13 protein-coding genes are annotated in these 17095 nt (G+C 64.4%); 4 read left to right on the top strand and 9 right to left on the bottom strand.

The genetic code is table 11. The features are described 5' to 3' along the window. Nucleotides 1-13 precede the first annotated feature (13 nt). The 4 genes from tssM to tssA are packed head-to-tail and all read left to right on the top strand — an operon-like array spanning nucleotide 14 to nucleotide 6943. A complete protein-coding gene (tssM, locus tag GW587_RS11850; RefSeq protein WP_166103739.1) occupies nucleotides 14-4018 on the top strand; it encodes a type VI secretion system membrane subunit TssM in 4005 nt (1334 codons plus the stop codon). After that, the gene (gene tagF / locus GW587_RS11845) at nucleotides 4015-5001 is read left to right on the top strand and encodes a type VI secretion system-associated protein TagF (protein ID WP_166102820.1); all 987 of its coding nucleotides are present in this window, start codon (nucleotides 4015-4017) and stop codon (nucleotides 4999-5001) included. The genes tssM and tagF overlap by 4 nt, the downstream gene beginning before the upstream one ends. Before the next feature lie 2 nt (nucleotides 5002-5003). Next, entirely contained in the window at nucleotides 5004-5768 is a 765-nt protein-coding gene (locus tag GW587_RS11840) for an OmpA family protein (protein WP_166102817.1), read from the top strand. 8 nt (nucleotides 5769-5776) lie between these two features. Then, nucleotides 5777-6943 carry a type VI secretion system protein TssA gene (gene tssA / locus GW587_RS11835; RefSeq protein ID WP_166102814.1) on the top strand — a complete coding sequence of 389 codons (1167 nt, stop codon included), beginning with the start codon at nucleotides 5777-5779 and terminating at the stop codon, nucleotides 6941-6943. A gap of 32 nt (nucleotides 6944-6975) precedes the next feature. On the opposite strand, the gene GW587_RS11830 is transcribed toward tssA, so the two are convergent. The 9 genes from GW587_RS11830 to GW587_RS11790 are packed head-to-tail and all read right to left on the bottom strand — an operon-like array spanning nucleotide 6976 to nucleotide 16914. Further along, a complete protein-coding gene (locus GW587_RS11830) occupies nucleotides 6976-7668 on the bottom strand; it encodes a hypothetical protein (RefSeq protein ID WP_166102812.1) in 693 nt (230 codons plus the stop codon). Between the two features lie 13 nt (nucleotides 7669-7681). After that, nucleotides 7682-10333, bottom strand: coding sequence for a type VI secretion system ATPase TssH (tssH, locus tag GW587_RS11825; RefSeq protein WP_166102809.1), 2652 nt, complete (start codon nucleotides 10331-10333; stop codon nucleotides 7682-7684). 14 nt (nucleotides 10334-10347) lie between these two features. Further along, the gene (tssG, locus tag GW587_RS11820) at nucleotides 10348-11433 is read right to left on the bottom strand and encodes a type VI secretion system baseplate subunit TssG (protein ID WP_166102807.1); all 1086 of its coding nucleotides are present in this window, start codon (nucleotides 11431-11433) and stop codon (nucleotides 10348-10350) included. After that, the gene (gene tssF, locus GW587_RS11815) at nucleotides 11397-13241 is read right to left on the bottom strand and encodes a type VI secretion system baseplate subunit TssF (RefSeq protein ID WP_166102804.1); all 1845 of its coding nucleotides are present in this window, start codon (nucleotides 13239-13241) and stop codon (nucleotides 11397-11399) included. The genes tssG and tssF overlap by 37 nt, the downstream gene beginning before the upstream one ends. A 2-nt stretch (nucleotides 13242-13243) precedes the next feature. After that, nucleotides 13244-13735 carry a type VI secretion system baseplate subunit TssE gene (gene tssE, locus GW587_RS11810; RefSeq protein ID WP_166102802.1) on the bottom strand — a complete coding sequence of 164 codons (492 nt, stop codon included), beginning with the start codon at nucleotides 13733-13735 and terminating at the stop codon, nucleotides 13244-13246. Nucleotides 13736-13750: 15 nt separating this feature from the next. Beyond that, nucleotides 13751-14242 carry an Hcp family type VI secretion system effector gene (locus GW587_RS11805; RefSeq protein ID WP_166102799.1) on the bottom strand — a complete coding sequence of 164 codons (492 nt, stop codon included), beginning with the start codon at nucleotides 14240-14242 and terminating at the stop codon, nucleotides 13751-13753. 39 nt (nucleotides 14243-14281) lie between these two features. After that, the gene (gene tssC / locus GW587_RS11800; protein WP_166102796.1) at nucleotides 14282-15766 is read right to left on the bottom strand and encodes a type VI secretion system contractile sheath large subunit; all 1485 of its coding nucleotides are present in this window, start codon (nucleotides 15764-15766) and stop codon (nucleotides 14282-14284) included. 1 nt (nucleotide 15767) lies between these two features. Further along, entirely contained in the window at nucleotides 15768-16274 is a 507-nt protein-coding gene (gene tssB / locus GW587_RS11795) for a type VI secretion system contractile sheath small subunit (RefSeq protein ID WP_166102793.1), read from the bottom strand. Between the two features lie 34 nt (nucleotides 16275-16308). Further along, entirely contained in the window at nucleotides 16309-16914 is a 606-nt protein-coding gene (locus tag GW587_RS11790) for a tetratricopeptide repeat protein (RefSeq protein WP_229259410.1), read from the bottom strand. Between the last annotated feature and the right edge of the window lie 181 nt (nucleotides 16915-17095).

Raw genomic sequence — 17095 nt, 5'->3', positions numbered from 1 at the left:
GAGTCCAATGATGATGCAAAAAATCTGGCTGTTCCTGATCCAACGCCCCACGCTGATCGTTATCGGCTGGCTGGCGTTCGCCGCCTTCCTGTTCCTGCTGACGGCGCTGCTGCAGCTGCCGCCGTCGCTGCCATGGATCGTGCTCGGCGTCGCGCTGGTGTTCGGCGCCGCCGTCTGGTTCTGGCGTCGCCACAAGCAGCAGCGCGCCGCCGGCCAGCTGGGCGACATGCTGGAACAGCAGGCGGTCAAGCCGGTCAAGGTCGATCCGGCGCAGCGTCAGGAAACCGAAGTGCTGCGCACCCGCATGCTGGACGCGATCGGCACCATCAAAGGCTCCAAGCTGGGCCAGACCTCCGGCAACGCCGCGCTGTACGAACTGCCGTGGTATATGGTGATCGGCAATCCGGCCGCCGGCAAGAGCACCGCCATCGCCAGCTCGGGCCTGCAGTTCCCCTTCGCCGACAGCAAGATCGTCCAGGGCGTCGGCGGCACCCGCAACTGCGACTGGTTCTTCACCACCGACGGCATCCTGCTCGACACGGCCGGCCGTTATTCCGTGGTCGACGAGGATCGCGGCGAGTGGTTCGGCTTCCTCGACCTGCTGAAAAAATACCGCAAGAAGGCGCCGATCAACGGCATCATCATCGCCGTCAGCGTCGCCGAACTGACCGGCAACCGCCCCGAGTTCGCCATCAACCTGGCCAAGAACCTGCGCCAGCGCGTGCAGGAACTGACCGAACGCCTGGCCGTGCATGCGCCGGTGTACGTGCTGTTCACCAAGGCCGACCTGATCACCGGCTTCAACGAATTCTTCCAGGACAGCGAGCGCGGTGAGCGCGACAAGGTCTGGGGCGCCACCCTGCCCTACAGCCGCAGCACCACCAGCGAACAGGTGCTCGACCAGTTCGACGCGCGCTTCGATGAACTGTACGAAGGCCTGAAAGACCTCAGCGCCGCCAACATGGCGCTGCAATGGCGCGAGCGCATGCCGCCCGGCGTGTTCACCTTCCCGCTGGAATTCAGCTCGGTCAAGGCGCCGCTGCGCACCTTCATCGCCACGCTGTTCGAGGAAAACCCGTTCCAGTTCAAGCCCGTGTTCCGCGGCTTCTACTTCACCAGCGCTTTGCAGGAAGGCGAGTCGATCTCCGCCTCGTCGCAGCGCGTGGCGCGCCGCTTCGACCTGCAACTGAAACAGGCCGACCACGAGGAAACCCACAACCAGCAGGGTTACTTCCTGCTCAACCTGTTCCGCAAGGTGATCTTCGCCGACAAGGATCTGGTGGCGCAATACGCCAGCCCCGCCAAGACGCGCGTGCGCTACGCCGCCTTCTTCGGCGCCACCGCGCTGGTCGGCCTTGCGCTGGCCGGCTGGAGCTGGTCGTACATGAACAACCGCCAGTTGGTGGCCAATGTCGAAGCGGACCTGCAACAGGCGATCAAGGTGCAGGAAAAGAGCATGGACCTGCAATCGCGCTTCAAGGCTCTGGAGATCCTGCAGGACCGCATCGAGCAGCTGGATAAATACGAAGAGAACCGCCCGCTGTCGCTGAGCATGGGCCTCTACCAGGGCACGCTGCTGGACCGCAAGCTGCGCGAGGAATACTTCAACGGCGTGCGCGAAGTGATGCTCAAGCCGGTCAGCCAGTCGCTGGAAGCCTTCCTGGCCGAAGTCAACAACGGCGCCGGCCAGTTGCAGCCGATGGCGAAACCGCTGACCGCCGCCGGCGCCAGCAACTCCGCACCGCCGAACGCCACCCAGGCCGAAGCCGCCGCCGCGATCAACAACGGCGCGCAGCAGTTCAAGGACGCATCGCCGGCCAACGCCGAAGACGCCTACAACGCGCTCAAGACCTATCTGATGCTGGGCGATAAATCGCGCGCCGAAGCCGGCCATCTGAACGATCAACTGACCCGCTTCTGGCGCGTCTGGCTCGACACCAATCGCGGCACCATGTCGCGCGAGCAGATGATCCGCAGCGCGGAACGCATGATCTCCTTCTACCTGGCGCAGGTCAACGATACCTCGTGGCCGCAGATCGATACGCGTCTCGCGCTGGTCGACCAGAGCCGCGACAATCTGCGCCGCGTAGTGCGCGGCATGCCGGCGCGCGAGCGCGTCTACGCCGACGTCAAGGCGCGTGCCGCGACCCGCTTCCCGGCGATGACGGTGGCCTCCATCGTCGGCGACCAGGACAAGGAACTGGTGCTGGGTAGCTATGCGGTGCCGGGCAGCTTCACGCGCCAGGCATGGCAAGGCTTCGTGCAGGACGCCTTCCGCGACGCGGCCAACCGCGAACTGCAAAGCGCCGACTGGGTGCTGAAGACGTCCTCCAAGGACGACCTGACGTTGGAAGGCAGCCCGGAACAAATCCAGAAATCGCTGGTGGAACTCTACAAAAACGACTACGCCAAGGAATGGCAGAAGTTCGTGCAGGGCGTGACCATCCGCGAACTAGGTACGTTCGATGTCGCCGCCAGCGCCATGAACCGGCTCGGCGATCCGCAAACCTCGCCGCTGAACAAATTGGTGAACACCGTCTACGAACAGACCTCGTGGGACAACCCGTCCTTGCTGGACGCCGGCCTGCAACGCGCGCAACGCGGCGTCAGCGGCTGGTTCAAGGAGACCGTGCTGCGCCAGAAGCCGTCGCAGCTGAACGTGAATATCCCGTCCAACGGCGGCGTGCAGAACGCCGCGCTGCCGCTCGGCCCCGTCGGCCGCGAGTTCGCCGGCGTGGCGCGGTTGGTGGTCGCCAAGGACAAGGACGCGTCGCTGATGCGCGGCTACATGGATCAACTGTCCAAGCTGCGCAGCCGCTTCAACCAGATCAAGAACCAGGGCGATCCCGGTCCGGGCGCCAAGCAGCTGATGCAGCAAACACTGGACGGCAGCGGCTCCGAGCTGGCCGACGCGCTGAAGTATGTCGACGAGCAGATGCTGATCGGGATGACCGACCCGCAAAAACTGGCCATCCGTCCGCTGCTGGTGCGGCCGCTGATGCAGACCTTCGCCGTGATCGTGCAGCCGACCGAGGCCGAGATCAACAAGGTCTGGGCGGCGCAGGTGGTGCAACCGTTCCGCCAGTCGCTGGCATTGAAATATCCGTTCACCGCCGAATCGCGCGCCGAAGCGACCAATGCCGAAATCGGCGTCGTATTCGGGCCGGACGGCGCCATCGCCAAGTTCTTCAACACCACCATCGGACCGCTGGTGGTGCGCCGTGGCGATACGTTGAGCGCCAAGACCTGGGCCAACATGGGCATCAACCTGGCGCCGCCGGTCGTGACCAGCTTCCCGGGCTGGATCGCGCCGCTGAACGCGAACGGCGTCGCCAACGCGGCCGCTTCCAGCGGTGGCGAGGCGCAGACCAACTTCGATCTGCAGGCGCTGGGCGCGGTCAGCGCGACCGAGTTCACCATCGAGATCGACGGTCAGGCGCTGCGCTGGCGCGGCCAGCCGCAGCCTTGGGTCCACATGGTGTGGCCGAATGCTCAGGGCGTGCCGGGCGCGCGCATCACCGCCATCACGCCGGAAGGCCGCAGTGTGGTGCTGCTCAACGAGACCGGTCACTTCGGCCTGAAGAAAATGGTCGACGCGGCACAGCGCAAGCGCAAGGACAATGGCGTGTTTGAGCTGAGCTGGAACAACTCCGGCGTGACCGTCACCGCCAATCTGAAGATCGTCGGCACGACCGCGCCGCCGCCAGCGCCCGCACCGGTGGCCGCGCAATCGGGCGCCGGCTTCAAGCGCCTGCGCCTGCCGGACGCGATCACCAGCGCGACCCCGGTCGCACCGGCCGCGCCGCTGACGCCGGCCGCCCCGAACGCACCGGCGGCACCCGGCACGGTTGTCCCAGCCGCATCGTCGGTACCCGGCGCAGCCGCACCGGCCGGCTCCGCGCCGACCGCACCGTCCACGCCCGGAACGCCGTCGCCGGCGCCTGCCGGAGCGGCACCGGCCACCATGCCGGCGCCTAAACCGGCCGCCGTGATCCGCACCGCAGGAGCCCAGCCATGAGCCGGGGCGCCACCACCGCCACCATCGGCTACTTCGGCAAGGTCCCCGGCCGGGGCGACTTCGTCAAGGGCAGCGACAGCCCGGCGCTGATCAAGGTGCTGGATGACTGGCTGGCCCAGGCCATGGATCTGATGAGCACCGACGCGCGCTGGAAGCTGAACTACGACGCCGTCGCGCCGCTGCACTTCGCCTTCGTCGGCCCGCGCCGGCGGCATGCGATCGCCGGCCACATCGTGGCCAGCAGCGACCAATCGTCGCGCCGCTTTCCATTCCTGATGATCAGCAGCGTCGAAGTGCCGGAGCCGGCCAGCTTTGTGCCGACCGCGCCGCTGGTGTTCAACCGCCTGTGGACCCGCCTCGCCGCCCTGAGCGCCAACGTGGTCGGCGCCGGCGATCCGACCGCCGCCTTGCAGGTGGCGTCGAGCGAAGCGATCGAGCTCGATCTGCGCAGCGCCGCCTACCAGGCCACCTTCGACGACTTCCTCGAACTGCAAACCGTCGGCGGCCTGGACGACATGCTGGCCGCCGCCGGTTTCAAAGGCTCTGTGCGACAAGTATTGCTGGCGCTGGGCATGCTGTTGCAACCGGTGCTGGCCAGCAGCTCCAGCCGGCTGGACAAGACGCTGCTGCTGCCGCTGCCGCAGGATCCGATGTACCGCAACCTGGTGGCGGCGTTCTGGATGCATCTGATCACGCCATTCCTGGCGCGCGCGGATTTCGAGCTGGCCTTGTTCCTCACCCGGCTCAATGGCAAGTCGGTGCTGCTGGTCGGCTTCAGCGGCGCCTCGCCGCAAACGCTGCACGCGATCATGGATCCGCAAGCCGCGCTGGAAACGCATATCGCTTTCGATGAGCTGGAATGGGTGGAGGAACAGGCGGTGGCCGACTACGCCGTCAAGAAACTGTCCACCTACCTGGCCCAGCCCTCGCTGTCATTGAAGTCCGCGCTCGATTCCGTCGGCACGGCATTTATCGGAACCTGAACATGCGCACCCTTTTATTCACTACATTGCTGCTCGCCGCCGGCTATGCCGGCGCCCAGGCCAACGCGCCGCAACCGGGCCAGGTGCTGGCCAGCGGCACCCTGCCCGATGAGGCCAGCAAGGCCGCCGTCCTCGGCAAGCTGCGCGAGGTCTATGGGGCCGACAAGGTGGTCGACCAGATCTCGATCGACAAGGTCTCGACGCCGGCAAACTGGAACAACTACGTGCAGAAGCTGATCACGCCGGACCTGAAGCAGATCAGCCGCGGCCAGCTGAAGATCGACGGCAGCACCGTCAGCCTGCGCGGCGAAGTCAATAACGAAGCCACGCGCCAGAAGCTGGCCAGCAATATCGCCACCACGCTGAATCCGACCTACACCGTCAACAACGGACTGCGCGTCTCGGCCGCCGACCAGGCGATCCTCGACACCACGCTGGCCAACCGCATCGTCGAATTCGAAAGCGGCAAGGCGGAGTTGACGCCGACCGGTCGAAAGATCCTCGATGAAATGACGGCCGCGCTGCAAAAGCTCAAGGACCGCAAGGTCGAGATCATCGGCCACACCGACAGCGCCGGCCTGCGCGCCACCAACCAGGGCTTGAGCCAGGCCCGCGCGGAGGCGGTCAAGGCTTACCTGGGCAGCCACGGTATCAACGGCGATCTGCTGACCGCCAGCGGCCAGGGGCCGGACCGTCCGGTCGCCAGCAACGACACCCCCGATGGCCGCGCGCGCAACCGCCGCATCGAATTCCGTATGGCTCAGTAAAGGACATCATGTACTCAGCACAAGAACTGCTTGAACCGATCAGCGATGGCCAGCCGGCCGGCGCCGACCTGTCGTTTTCGCCCGATCTCGACGCCATCGCGCTGGCGCGCAAATTCGACGATCCGTCGCTGGATCAGGGCGAATGGGTCACCGATTTGAAGGAGGCCGATTGGCCCTTCGTGGTCGCGCGCTGCACCGCGCTGCTGGCGGAAAAGAGCAAGGATCTACGGCTGGCGGTCTGGCTGACCGAGGCCGGCGCCCGAGTCCATGACCTGCGCGGCCTGGGCGAAGGCTACTTGCTGCTGGCTGGTCTATGCGATCAGTACTGGGAGCGCGGCCTGTACCCGCTGGACGAGGACGGCGACAACGATCAGCGCGTCGGCAATTTGAGCTGGATCCTGGCGCGCACGCCGGCGCTGGTGCGCGAAATCGGGCTGACAGAAAATGGCGACTATTCGACCATTGACTTCGAATCGTCACGACGGCGCGCGTCCAGCAACAACGAGGAGCAGCAAAACCGCGCGCCCAAGCTGGCCGACATGGAAACGGCAAAGCGCAACAATTCGGCGCAGTTCAAGACGGCGTTGCGCGCGGATGCGCAGTTCTGCATCGATGCGCTGCAACAGCTGGAGCGCGTATGCGACACGCGTCTGGGCAACGACAGTCCGGGCTTTTCGTCCGCGCGCGATGCCTTGCAGACGCTGTTGCACACGCTGCCGGCGCCCGCCGGTGCGAACGGGGCGGGTGCGCCTGGTGCCGACAACGGTGCGGCGTACGGCACGCTGGGCGGCGCGGGCCACGGCGGCGGAACGGCGCATGGCGCTAGCGCAGGCCATGGCGGGGTGACGCATGGCGGTGGTGCGGGGCACGATGGCGGCTCCGGCGACGTGGGCGGCGCGGGCTATGATGACGGCGCGGCGTACGGTCATGGCCAGGCGCCGATGGGCGCACCTTCGCGTCCGGGCGTGATCCAGAACCGCGCGCAGGCGGTGGCGCAGTTGCGCGCCGTGGCCGAATTCTTCCGCGCCACCGAGCCGCACAGCCCTGCCTCCTACTTCGCCGACAAGGCGGCGGCGGCCGGCGAACAGAATCTGGTCACCTGGCTGCGCTCCGTCATCAAAGACGAGGCCTCGCTGGCCCACATCGAAGAACTGCTGGGCGTTCAGCCCGAATAAAAACAAGGGCAGGCGCGGCCTGCCCTCTTTCCTTAATCGCCCACCAGCTGAATCGCATCGATCTTCTTGTAGTCATGATCGAGGTTGTTCGCGTAAGTGACCTTAACCGCCTTGGCCTTGTAAGCCGTCTTCTCGAAGGTGCGCACGAACCAGGTCCGGTTGCCGCGCGCATCCGCCTTGACGTCACTGATACCGGTCCACACCGTGTTCCACTTCCCATCGACGTCCTGCAATTCAACCTTGTTGATCGCCTGAACGCCAGCGCCGCCATTGATGATGACCCGCACCTCGGTCGCATTCACCGGCTTGGCGTAGGTGGTCTCGATCCAATCGAAACCCTTGTCGATATTATTGTTGGTCCACTCGCGGCTATCGCTAGGCCCGACCACGTTCTTGGCCAGATTGACCTCGGACGGCGTCTTGCCGTTTTCATCGCCGAACACCGAACTGGCCTTCGCGTCGGCAGCCCACTGCGCGCGCGGATCGTTGATGTACTTGTCCTCCATGATGCCGTAGTCGAGCAAGCCCTGTTTGCGTGCCAGGTCGCGCTGCTCGGCGGTCTGCTCGGCCGGCGGCGTCGCGGCCACCGGGGCGGGCGCCGGCGCGGCCGGAGCGGCGGCGGGCGTTGCGGCGGCGGCCGGCGCCTCCTCGACCTTCTCGCGCTTGTGGCAAGCCGCCAGCAGCATGGTGGAAATCAGTATGGCAATGGTGGCGTTACGTTTCATCTAAGCTCCCGGATTATTTGACGGTATATTTGAATTGACCCTGCTTGTTGGCGCTGACCTTGATCTTGGCGATCGCGGCCCCTTCCGCCATACGCGCCAGCACGGATTCGGCGATCTCCGGCAACAGCGTGCCATTCAGGATGTTGTCGACATTGCGCGCGCCGGAATCGACTTCGGTGCAGCGCGCCAGCACCGCTTCCACCAGCGCCTCGTCGTAGCTGAATTCCGCCTTGTGGTTGGCGGCGATACGCTGCTGGATCTTGCCCAGTTTGAGCTTGATAATCTGTACCAGCACGTCGTCTGGAATCGGATAGTACGGAATCACCTTCAGGCGGCCAAGGAAAGCGGGCTTGAACTGCTTCATCAACTGACCGCGTATCAGCTGCTCCAGATCTTCCGGCGACGGCATCTCTTCCGGCGACTTGTTCAGGCAGGCCTGCATCATCGCGGCCGACGCCACGTTGGAGGTCAGAATGATGATGGTGTTCTTGAAATCGATCTCGCGGCCTTCGGCGTCGTCCATCACGCCTTTGTCGAAGACCTGGAAGAACAGCTCCATCACATCCGGGTGGGCCTTCTCCACCTCGTCCAGCAGCACGACGCTGTACGGATTGCGGCGCACCGCTTCGGTCAGCACGCCGCCTTCGCCGTAACCGACGTAGCCGGGCGGCGAGCCTTTCAGGCCGGAGACGCTGTGCGCTTCCTGGTATTCGCTCATGTTGATGGTGATCAGTTTGCGCTCGCCGCCGTACAGCGTATCGGCCAGCGCCAGCGCGGTCTCGGTCTTGCCGATACCGGATGGACCGACGAACAGGAACACACCCTTGGGTTTGTTAGGGTCGTCCAGGTTGGCGCGCGAGGTGCGGACGCGCTGCGCCACCGCTTCGATCGCATGCGGCTGGCCGAGCACGCGCTGTTCCAGCATTTCCTTCAGCCGCAGCACGGTCTTGATTTCGTCCTTGACCATTTTGCCGAGCGGGATGCCGGTCCAGCCGGCGACGATTTCCGCCACCACGTGGCCGTCGACCTGCACCGGCACCATCGGCGTTTCGCCTTGCAGCTCGCGCAGTTCGGCCACCAATGCCTGGATGTCGCGGACCTGACCGCCCGCCTCACCCGCCGTCGCGGCCGCGCGTGCGGCGATGATCTGCGCCGTCAGAGCCTTCTCCTTTTCCCAACGCGCGGACAGCTCGACATGCTGCGCCTCGGCCGCGACCCGGCCCTCGCGCAATTCCTGCAAGCGCGCTTTCTGCGAAGCGCCGCCTTCGGCCTGCTCGCGCTCCAGCGACGCCGCCTCGACATCGGTACGCTCAATCTGACGCGCCAGATTCTCGATGCGCGCCGGCGTCGCATTCTGCCCCAGCGCCACCTTGGCGCAAGCGGTATCGAGCACGCTGATCGCCTTGTCCGGCAGCTGGCGGCCCATGATGTAGCGATGCGACAAACGCACCGCCTCGGTGATCGCCTCGTCGTACACGCGCACGCCGAAATGCTTTTCCATCAACGGCGCCATACCACGCAACATGGCGCAAGCCAGTTCCTCGCTCGGCTCCTCGACCTTGACGACCTGGAAGCGACGCGCCAGCGCGGCATCCTTCTCAAAATACTTCTTGTACTCGCCCCAGGTGGTGGCCGCGATGGTACGCAACTCGCCGCGCGCCAGCGCCGGCTTGAGCAGGTTGGCCGCATCGTTCTGCCCCGCCTGGCCGCCCGCGCCGATCATGGTGTGCGCCTCATCGATGAACAGGATGATCGCGTGCGGGCTTTTCTTCACCTCGTCGATGACATTCTTCAGGCGATTCTCGAACTCGCCCTTGACGCTGGCGCCGGCCTGCAACAGCCCCATGTCCAGCGTATGGATCTCCACGCCCTTCAATACATCCGGCACGTCGTCCTGCGCGATACGCAACGCCAGCCCTTCCACCACGGCGGTCTTGCCGACGCCCGCCTCGCCGGTCAGAATAGGATTGTTCTGGCGACGCCGCATCAGGATATCGATCGCCTGGCGGATTTCCTGATCGCGCCCGATGACCGGATCGACCTTGCCGTCGCGCGCACGTTGCGTCAGGTTGGTGGTGAACTGGTCCAGCGCCGGCGTCTTGGTGGACGCGCGCGCCGCCAGCTCGCCGACCGGATCGCCCCCCTCGCCCGCGCCGGAAGCCGAAGCTCCAGCGACCGGCGTCTCATCCGAACCGACGGTGAGCTTGTCCAGGTTATGCTTGATCTGTTCCAGATCGAAGCGCGCGAACAGCTTCGAACTCCGCGCCGCCAGCTGCGACAACTCCGGCTCCGTCAGCAACGCCTGCAACAGATGACCACTGCGAATCTGCGCCTGCGCATCATCCTGCAAATCCAGCGACGCGATCAACCACGCATTCTCGAACAGCTTGGGCAAACGCGGCGAAAACACCGGCGTGCGCGCATTGCCGTTCTTGAAGCGCCCGACTTCGGCGCGCAGATCGGCCTCCAGCTGGCTGATGCTGATATCGCTCTGCCGCGCGATCAACGCCACGTCGCTCTTGGGCTGCTCCAGCAACGCCAGGAACAGGTGTTCGATATCGACTTCATACTGTCCCAGCGACACGCACAGGCTGGCGGCGCGGGTGGCGGCGGCGCGGCTGGTGTCATTCAGTTTGCCGATCAGCGTCTTCAGGTTGATGCTCATGGTTTATCCTTTTTTTATGATGTCAATGCGTGTATCTCGTAACAGACGTCGCTGCGGTCCTGCTGCTGCGCCTCGGTGACCAGGAAACTGTCCCAGCCCAAACGCCCGCCGCCATCGTCGTCCAGCCGCGCGCCCTGTACATCCTCGGCGCGCAGCACCAGCTGCACTTCATATTCCAGCGACAGCCCGGTGAACATGGTCAACATGCTCTCCAGCGCCTTCGCCGCTTTACCGCCGGGCAGGAAGGATTCGTAGCCTTCCAGGTCCAGCGGTCCAATCACCAGTCGCATGCGCAGATCGCGCTGCCATACCCGCTCACCCGCCATCGCGCCGCTCCCCAGCGCCGCGTTGGCCATGCCCAGCATGGTCTGCTGACTTTCCGGCATGTCGTACCAGCAGCCGATGAACTGCTCGGCGCGCACCGGCTTGCAAAAATATTCGGACAGCACGCGCGCGATCTGCACCGCCGACGCCGGCCGTTGCGACATCGCGGTCGCGAAATAGCCGATCGATTCATCCAGCACGCCGTCGCCGCCGTCGGACAGGCGGCGCCGCAACGACGGGTTCTGCAAGCCTGCCAGCGACAGCAGCAGCGGCAGGAATTCATCCTTGCCGGTGACCTGGTACTTCAGCTCCAGCCGGTACTTGCGCCAGGCCTCGTAGAACAACGCCAGCGCGCGGTTGGAGAACGTATCCAGGAAGGCGCGCGGTCCGTCGTCCTTTTGGTACAACGCGTGCGCCGCGATGCGCTCCGTGTAATGTGCTGGCAGCGTGCCGCTGCTGCCGAGGAAACCCATGAACGCCGGCGTGATGCGGATATACCGCAGCTGCGCCGACTTCAGCGCCTCGCCGAGGCCGCGCGCATCGGTCGCCGTGTCGCGCGGCTCCGGTTGCAGCGCTTCCAGCTGGCTGGCCGGGAAGCTGAGCGAGGTCGAATTCTGGAAGCGCAGGAAGTTCGCCACCGCGCCCTCCTGCGCCGAACCGTGACGCTTGAGCCACAGCTCCAGCATCCGCACCGCCTGGAAGTATTCAAAACGATAGGGCTGCGCAAACAGCCGCTCGATTACAGCAGGCTCAAATCGCCGCTTCGTGGGGTGCATCGCAGCAGTTCCTCTCCGTTTTTATTCGACTTGATGACCAGCTGCGTGAAGCTGTTGGCGTGCACATACAGGCCGAGGAAGCGTTCGACGATCTGCGCGAAGGCGTGGATGCCGCTGCCGACGAAGGCCTCTTCGTCGACCGTCAGCGCTACCTCGATACCGCGCACCAGGCAGGCGAACGGATTCCCCGGCAGCCAGGTGTTGGCGGCCTTGTGGGCGATGGCGACGATGCCGCCGATCTGCCGCTGCGACGACGGTGAACGCGGCAGGTCGTACAGCGTCAGCATCTCGCGGAAGGCGTCCAGCCCGCCGCCGGTCAGCGACAGGTGGTTCAGCGACAGGTGCGAGATCAGGCGCCAGTGCGCGCCGCGTCCGCGTTCGAAGCGGTGCGACTGCGTCGGCTTGCGCAGGAAGCTGATGGCGCGCACGCTCGATCCGCCTTCGAGGAACAGGTCGCCGCCGCGCATGCCGTAGCTCAGCGAAGCCGGCAAGTCGCGGTTGGTGCAGCTCAGCTCCAGGCTCAGAGTGTCGGTCTCCACCTCGGCCGGATCGAAATCGATGTCGACGATGGAGATCTGCGTTTCGTAGCCGGGGCTTTTCTCGGCGATGGTCTCGTCGCGCCGCATCACCCAGTAGTGGCCGTTCTTTTCCGGCGTCTGGCCGTGGCGCAGCGAGTAGAACGGACGGAACTCCTGGATCGATTCGCCCTGCGGCGTTTGCCGCACCAGCTTCACGGATTCGATGCCCTGCACCTCGTAGGCGAAGGCGCGGCGCGCGTCGGCGAGCACCGGGTAGCTGGCGGTGGTGTGCGTCAGCCGGATTGGTTCGCCCCGCTGACGGAACAGGTTGACCACCGGCGTACAACCCAGCAGCACGTTGTTGGTCGACAGCGTCGCCAGCATGCGCGCCAGGTTGGAGTCGGTGCGCATGCCGGACAAGGCCAGATGCAGCGTGAATTCCTTGCAGCCGGCCGGCAGCACGCCGCCCACCATATTCAGGTCGATGTCGAAGAAGTTGAACTTCTCCGGGAAGCAGAAGTATTCGGTCAGCAGACGGTAGGCGGTGTGCGAGCGCGCCGAGAAGTCGATCAGCGCCTCGTCCTCTTCGAAGCCGACGGCGGCGACCGGGATTTTTTGCAGTTGCAGCCAGCGGCCGTTGCCGTCCGCTTCCACATAGGCGGCGACGGCGCGGGTGAACAGCGCGTCGCGCAGCGCGGCGCAGAAGGACGGCTCGCCGTCGATGAAGACGCGCAGCTTGCCCAACCCGAGCTGCGCCACGGTCACCTGCTCCGAGGTGCTGGACAAGGTCAGGCTGATGCTGGACGTCGCCAGCGGCGGCGGACGCACCGCTTCCGGCGCGGCGATGATGGGGGCGAAGTTGGCGCCGGTCAGCGCCAGCGGCGCCACCGTCACCGGATACGCGGTGCGGAAGGTGCAGGTCGCGCCGCGTACCGGGCGTGTGGTCAGCTGCGTGCCGCGCGCGATTTCGCTGGCGGTGGTCAGCTGCGCGGCGGCGCCGCTGAAGTCCATGCGCGCGATCGAGCACGAAGGGAACGGCCGCAGATAGTGGGGGTAAAGCACTTCGAACAGCGCTTCGGTGAATTCGGGGTAGTCGTCGTCCAGCCGTTTGGCGATGCGCGAGTTAAGCAGCGCGAACGATTCGATCATGCGCTCGATGTGCGGATCTTCGCACACCTCGCCGCCGATCAGCAGGCGGCCGGCGATCTTGGGGTAGCGTTCGGAGAATTCGCGCGAATAACGGCGCAGGAATCCCAGCTCCCTTTCGTAATACGGTAATAATTGTTCCAATCTCAGGCTCCCAGCGGTGTGGCGCGGCGCGCTTTGCTGATTGTGTAATGCAGGCTTGAGGGCTGCAGAACCGCGTCGAAATTGACAGGTTCATGAGCGCTGCTGACGACCAGCAGCGCGGTAATGGCGAAATTCAGGCGATTGACGGAATCGGCGCGCAGCTCCAGCGACGCCTGCACATTGCGCAGGCGCGGCTCGTGGCGGGCGATCGCCTTTTCCAGACAGCGGCAGATGTTGGCACGATCGTCGGAGCTCGACAGCGACAGGCCCGCGAAATCATTCAGGCCGTAGGTGACGATCGAGCGTCCGCACTCGGGAAAGCGCTTCAGGAGATCCTCCGGGATGACGGTGCGCGTGTTGAGCAGCGCTTCGAGGTCGCGCGCCACCGAGTCCTTCAAGTCCTCGATCGACAGGCGCGACACCGTGCCGCTGGATGCGCCGTTGACCGGCACATCCATCAGACGGTCGAACAGTCCCGGAGTAAATCCCTTCATTGCCGCTTGCCGCTATCAGGCCGTCTTGTTGGCCGACAGATCCCAACCGCCGGAGGTGTTACCACCCGAACCGCCGCCCACTTTTTGCTGGGTGTACTTCCACTTCACTTTCGAGTATTTCAGCGACAGGTCTTCGGTCAGGATGTTGCCCTGCTCGACCGACGGCGCCACGCTGGAGATCAGCACGTTTTCCAGTTCGATCTCGAAGTACTTGACGCGGTCGCCCTGGCCATCGGCGCGCAGGAATTCCAGCTTGGCCTTCGGCAGGGTTTTACCCGACGAGCAATTTTGCAGCAGCAGCGGCGTGGCCAGGTCGGCCAGCTTGCTGACGATGATATCTTTGTGCTCGGTGCGCTCGGCGGTGTGGCCGCCGCCGGTCGACGCGGTCGCCGACTTCGGCTGCAGCACTTCCCACTGTACCGATTTCACTTCGATCCAATCCTTGTGGGTGGTGTCCGCCGATTCGCCTTTGATACCGTCGATTTGCAGATAGACGTCGATTGCCATGGTATTCCTTTCAGTTGGTTAAAGATAAAGCTGCTACGTTTAGGTTTTGGTCGATGCCGGGAGCTCCGCGACCAAACGGAGGGAAACGGACAGCTCGTCGAGCTGGAAATGCGGACGCAGGAACGACACCGCGCGGTACACGCCGGGACGGCCGGGCACCTCGGACACCTGCACCGATGCTTCGCGCAGCGGGAACTGGGCCTTCTGTTCCTGGCTGGCGTTATCGTCCAGCAGCACGTACTGGGTCAGCCAGCGGTTCAGGAAGTCCTCGACGTTGGACGCGGCGGCGAAGCTGCCGATCTTGTCGCGCATCATGGCCTTCATGTAGTGCGCGATGCGCGACACGGCGAAGATGTACTGCAGCTGCGCCGACAGCACGGCGTTCGCGTTGGCGGCGTCGGTGTTGTACTTCTTGGCCTTCTGCGCCGATTGCGCGCCGAAGAAGGCGGCGTAGTCGGTGTTCTTGCAGTGGACCAGCGAGATGAAACCGAGGTCGCTCAATTCTTTTTCGCGGCGGTCGGTGATGGCGATCTCGGTCGGGCACTTGAGCGCCACTTCGCCTTCGTCGGTCTTGAAGGTGTGGGTCGGCAGGTCTTCCACCAGGCCGCCGCCTTCGACGCCGCGGATCGCCGCGCACCAGCCGAAGTCCTCGAAGGCCGCGGTCAGCTTGGTGCCGAAGGCGTAGGCCGCGTTACACCACAGGTATTTCTGGTGGTCGGTGCCGTCGACGTCCTCGACGAAATTGAAGCCGTCGACGGTGGTGCCGTCGACCGGGTTGAACGGCAGGCGGCCCAGGAAGCGCGGCAAGGTCAGGCCGACGTAGCGCGAGTCCTCGGATTCGCGGAACGACTTCCACTTGGCGTATTCCACGGTGTCGAAGACTTTCGACAGGTCGCGCGGCTTACCCAGGTCGCTATAGGTTTCAAGGCCGAACAGCTCCGGCGATGCGGCCGAAATGAACGGCGCGTGCGCGGCGGCGGCGATGTGCGACATCTGCTCGATGAAGTACATGTCTTCCGGCTGGCGGGTGATCTCGAAATCGCCCAGCAAGGCGCCGAACGGCGCACCGCCGAAGGTACCGAATTCTTCCTCGTAGACCTTCTTGAACATGGTGCTCTGGTCGAACTCCAGCGCGGACTGGAAGTCCTTGACCAATTCCTTCTTGGTCGCGTTGAGCATCTTGACCTTCAGGTTCTGGCCGGTGGCGGTGTTCTTGACCAGGTAATTCAGGCCGGTCCAGCTGCTTTCCAGCTTCTGGAATTCCGGCGCGTGCATCACCGCCGACAGCTGCGCCGAGATCAGGCGATCCAGTTCGGCCACGCGGGCGTCGATGGTCGCGGCCAGATTGTCGGACACCACCACGGTGCCTTCCATGACCTGGCTCACCAGTTCCGAGATCAGGTCCTTGGCGCGCGCATGCTCGACGCTCGATTTCGCGACCTTGCTTTGTTCGACGATCTGGTCCAGCAGGCCCAGTTCCGAAGTGGCGGCCGGGGCGCCGCCGGGAGTCAGTTGTGCGGACATGTCAGTCTTCCTTCTTGTTTTGCTGACCCAGTTCGGCCAGTTTCTCGGTGCTGTGCAGGACGTCGTTGAGGATGTCTTCGAGCTTGTCGTTGCCGGCCAGTTTGTTGCGCAGGTCGGCCAGCTTGGTGCGCGCTTCGAGCAGCTTGCGCAGCGGGTCGACCTGCTGCACCACCGCCTCCGGACGGAAGTCATCCATCGACTTGAACTTCAGGTCGACCGCGAACTCGCCGCCTTCCTCGCCCAACTCGTTCTTGACGCGATAGGCCGCGCGCGGCTCGACGCCCTTCAACACCTCGTCGAAATTATCGCGATCGATGTTGACGAAGGTGCGCTCCTTGAGGCGTTTCTGCTCGACTTCCGAATTGCCGCCGAAATCGCCGACGACGCCCATCACGAAAGGCAGTTCCTTGTTTTCGATGGCGTCGCCGATTTCGACGTCGTAGGTCATCTGCACCCGTGGTGGGCGGATTTTTTGCAGCTTTTTCTGCACACTTACACTTTTGGACATGGTCTTCCCCTGGTTGGCTTGCGCGGGCAAGCGGTTATTTCAAAGCGTCGAATGGATCCGCGCTGGAATCGGCGGCCTTGGCCTTGCCGCCGGCTTTCTTGGCGGCGACCTTGCCGCGCGCCGGCGCAGCGGCCGGCGTTGGCGCAGGAGCCGGCGGCACCAGCACCGACTCGCCCAGGCTTTCGCGCAGCAGCTTGGCCAGGTCTTGCGACTCGGTGCGGATCGAACCGGACAGATTGTTCTGGCGGCTCAGATCGGCCAACGAGCGGGTCGACAGGCGCAGGCCGCTGATGGCGATGATGCTGTTGGCCAGCGTATCGTTGGGGTCGCGCACCAGGACTTCCTGGGCGTTGATGATGGCATCGCCATACTGGCCCGCTTCGTAGCGGGTCTGGGCGATGCTGAGCCAAGGCGATTTATCCGTTGGATAGGCGACGGCGGCCTGCTTCCACAAGGTGACGGCTTGTTCCTTCTGGCCGGTGCCGGAAGCGGAGCCGGCCTGGGCCAACATGGATTGAAGACTAGGCTTGGCCGCGATCTGCGGCGTCTGTGGGGCGGTGGCGCAAGCGCTCAACGCGGCCACGCAGCAGAGGGCGCCGAGCAGCTTACCGGTGCGGTTGAGGGATTTTACGGTTGTCATTCTTTCCTCGAATTCGATATCAAAAAACAATATTTAAATAACAATTTCTGCAACTGGCGCTAAGTTATCAGAAATTAATTATTTACCGCGTTCAATTGAATTTAGGCGGGGTCAGTTCCGGCAACGTGCCACGAGCTCTGCCGTAGCGGCCGCTACGGCAGAGCTCGTGGCACGTTGCCGG

This window comes from Duganella aceris (assembly GCF_011090165.1).
Taxonomy (GTDB): domain Bacteria; phylum Pseudomonadota; class Gammaproteobacteria; order Burkholderiales; family Burkholderiaceae_D; genus Rugamonas; species Rugamonas aceris.
The sequence above is the reverse complement of the archived record's forward strand: the minus strand, read 5'-3'. Positions and strand labels throughout refer to the sequence as shown.